Source organism: Polaromonas sp. P1_G4 (genome assembly GCF_056405475.1).
In genome coordinates this window covers 1-3607 of record NZ_JBFUCA010000446.1, presented here as the reverse complement: position 1 = coordinate 3607, position 3607 = coordinate 1, and the positions used below count along the sequence as shown (strand labels likewise).

The 3607-nt window shown below is 53.9% G+C and carries 2 protein-coding genes and 1 pseudogene; 1 reads left to right on the top strand and 2 read right to left on the bottom strand.

Features of this window, described 5'->3' with window-relative positions; translation table 11 throughout:
• The coding region (locus tag AC1D1X_RS18430; protein WP_477698836.1) for an aspartyl/asparaginyl beta-hydroxylase domain-containing protein at positions 1-293 on the top strand (293 nt) is incomplete at its 5' end.
• Between the two features lie 918 nt (positions 294-1211).
• Here the strand turns inward: AC1D1X_RS18430 and AC1D1X_RS18425 are convergent.
• A complete protein-coding gene (locus AC1D1X_RS18425) occupies positions 1212-1598 on the bottom strand; it encodes a hypothetical protein (protein WP_477698835.1) in 387 nt (128 codons plus the stop codon).
• Between the two features lie 33 nt (positions 1599-1631).
• Positions 1632-3607 (bottom strand): annotated as a pseudogene (locus AC1D1X_RS18420) (hypothetical protein); the annotation flags it as partial.

Below are 3607 nucleotides of genomic sequence, written 5' to 3'. Positions count from 1 at the left end.
AGGTTTACCGGCACTACGATGACGAAGAGTCTCTTGAGGGAAGAGACCGCTACCACTTGGTGCTCAGCTGCGGCGAGTGCAATGTACTGGAGTCAGGCAACAACCGCTTCAATGTGAAGCCCGGGGAGCTCTGGTTCTTTGACAACAAGGTGATGCACAGGGCCGCGAACCCATCGGGTACGCCGCGCGTGCATATTATTTTTGATGGGTATCCGCTTGGGAAATTGGGTAAAGCCGCATCCGCGGTGTCTGTGATCGCACAACCCGCGCCCACTCCAATTCTGCCCCACTGACTTCGCCAGCTCCGATTTGCAGCGCAATCATTTGCAACCCTCACGCCCATAAAAAAGAGGCTGCAGGATGCCTAGGTTCCTTTAGCTTTTCATGATAGTTCCCGGCTACATCCCGTAGCATGAGGTACATGTTTTTGCTATAAATTTCATAGCCGGTACCGCAAAAAGGAGACGCTCGCCATACCTAAAAACCCTGTTGAAACAGCTCCATATTGAATTTCGTCGAGATTTGATTTGACTATGGGGTGAACCCCTTGGGCTGGAGCGCAAGGTTCACCGGAACTAAGCCGCCGTCACGTGCCCCTTAAATCGGACAGTTCATAACGGGAGACTAGTCACTTCTTCTGGTTAAGCCGACCTTCTACGCCCGAGCTCGCTCGGGGTCAGGCTACCGAGCGAGCCGTGAGGTGAATGCAACCCGACGATAGTCATCGGCCCTCGAACACAGAGCTTAGCGCTGCCAGCGCCAGTGGTATATCGATGCTGGGAGCACTGATGCGCACCGCCTTGCAAGAAATCCCGCCCGCACCCCTAGCCTCTGTAGATACCGTACTCGATACGACGAAGGCCAGCTATAGCGGCTGGAACTAAATTCTCACCCCAGCGGTCGAATTGTTCTCCCAATTGATGCTCAGACAGTCTGCCTTCACCAGACGCACTGCCTGGGCATAAGACACCTAAGGCCGAGGAGTCTATATTGCGGGCTACGAGGCCTCTGCCAACGTAACTACCCGATTGCAAGGGTTCATTGAAGATGCCTAAAACGCGAAGTGCCTTCATTGGCACTGGCTTACCGTTCATCGAGCGAATTCGAATGGTAACTCGTCCTGCTAGCCGCTTAGTTCCTACTCTCTCTGGTCCAGTCCATGGGTACTTTTCATAAGTCGGCCAGTTTCGACGGAATTCAACAACCAGCACTCACGCAAGTGCCTTTATGGGCAAAAATTGGGCGTCTATTCTGTCAACGTCCATGGATATCATCTTGCCTTCAAGGTAGCCGTAGTCTGAATCAAAGGCGCCGTCTTCAAATACAAACCCGCAAGCATGCAAGCGCCCTTCAAAAAGTCTGCCTTTTATCTTGTAAGAGTAAGCGCTTCCTTGCCTTATGACACTTTGCTCGGACTCATCTTCTATCTCTTCAACGTGATAGTCATTCAATATCAGCAAGCTCAATTTAACTGGGTAGCTGACACCCTCGACTAAGTTACGCAAACGCCCACCGGCAAAGCAAACGAGTTCGCAATCGCCAATGCGAAGAATCACTTCTTCATCAACAATTTCACTTAGTTTTTCAAGTCGAACCATTTGCACGGTCGTAGCCTTCATAAATATATTTGATTATTTTGTATATGGGAATTTCCAACCATTTTGCGGCAATGGCCCCACAGTATCAGTACGAAAGGCCTTGAGCTTGCTCTGAGAGCTATCACCAAGCAAATCAAATAACTCTGTCCGTGGCTTGGTATGAATTGTAGTAATGAACCCATCCGCATCCGTCCCAACAAATCCGAACAATGACTCGCCAGTCTTCTGCCGGTTTCTCATAAATGAGACGTAGCCCGTTCTCACTTCGTTCGCTGGCTCATAGAAATAGCTAACTTGTTGTCCGTTTTGCATTATGTCCTGCCCGACTCTCAGATAGTCGTCAGCATTGCCGATGCGGGAAGTGTTGCGGGAGAGAAACTCTGATCCATGCTTTTCAAAGTGCTCAATGAGTTTCGCCTCACTCCTGAAACTTGCGCCCCCCATATTCGCCCCAAAGGAAGGCGAAATCCCATCCATCGCTGCCATGCTCGGCAAGTCCCTGGCAAGCCCAGAACGGATCACTGCGTTCAATTCAGTATTGAGCTCTGAACGAAATAGCGAAGCCACCTTATTTGCGCCACCAACGGCTGCAACGTTCAACACAACCTCGGCCCCATTCCAAGCAGCGTCCGTATAGTTCCCTTGCAAGGCATTGGTGGTCCCATTCAAGGACGCAAAGAAAGTGTTTACCGTCAAACCCGGTGGAGAAAACTGCGCCGCGCCAACCAACGACACCGCCAAGTTCTGCCCTGCTTGCATCCCAAACGAGTTCATTCTGGCTAGATCGCCAGCAGACATCTCTACCGTCTGCTTGCCATCCCACGCCTTCATGACCCGCCCGTCATACTGATTCAGCGCAGCCGCACTAAACTGATCTAGCACCGACGGGCGCGGCATGCTTCGCATCAAAGCGGCCACTTCTTGTGGCGTGCTTGGCGTTGCAATTCCATACGGATTGGTTGGCGTGCATGACAAACCAGAACTATCGGTCGCCGCTTGCGCGCTTGCCTCTGCTTGCTCTGCACGGATTGCCGAGTCCATGCTGATCAATTTCCCTCCAATGCGCAAGCTGCTAGCACTGATGTCATCGCGCAGCGTCAGTACTGTGCCAATCTGCAAGCTACGCGCCCCTTTTGCAGACGCGCTCAGGCCGTTGTCAGCCAAAATCAGGGCTCCAGCGCGTTCGTCACCAAAGAAGGCGCGCCCGATGCTTGCCGGGTTATCGCCCTCACGCACGGTATACGTGCGTAGCGTGGAAGGCGCTCTTATTGCTGTCGAAGAGTTGGCCCAGCCTAGTCTTGCTGCACGACGTTCAGCCAGATCGATGGCCCAATCCTGCCCGCCCGTGTACCCATCACCATCGCTCTGAATATCAGATCCATTGCGATAGCCGTACTCGCTCGCAGGGTTATAGCTATCGCTAGCCCGGTCCATCTCGTTGACATAGTCACCTGCATGGGCTGGGTTGTAACTGTCGCTTGCCCGATCCATCTCATTCGTATAGTCCCCCGCCGAGTAGGCTCCCCCCCCTTGCGTAGGCTGCATAGCATCGACGAAGGAGTTACCCAACGCATTGCCAAACGCATCAGCGGCAATCTGCTGCACAGCGATCCTGCCGCCCCGGGCGATGGCGGTGGCGGTACCCGCGGCTAGGCCGGTAATGGCTCTTGCGGCAAAGGGGCTGATATCCGTTTTGCCCAGCGCACCTCCAACAATGTTGCCAACACCCGCGCCGACGGCGCTGGCCGCTACTCCACGCCAGTCAAAATGGTCTTGCAGGCCCGTCACGACGCCAATCCCCTGCGTCAGCGCGTTGCTCAAGGCAGCACGCGCGATGGTATTGCCCAGACTGCTAGCCTGTCCGCCCAAAGGAGCCACGTTTGAGAGGCCACCGGCGACCCCACCACTGATGGCTCCCATTGCGACCTGTTTCCAGCTAAATCCGTCCTGAATACCCAGAGCGTTGCCAACAAGTTGCCCTGCTATGGATCCCGCAGCACCCCCGATAG

Coding starts and splice junctions, on each gene's coding strand:
- AC1D1X_RS18425 (WP_477698835.1), bottom strand. CDS start 1,598: ATGGTTCGACTTGAAAAACTAAGTGAAATTGTTGATGAAGAAGTGATT.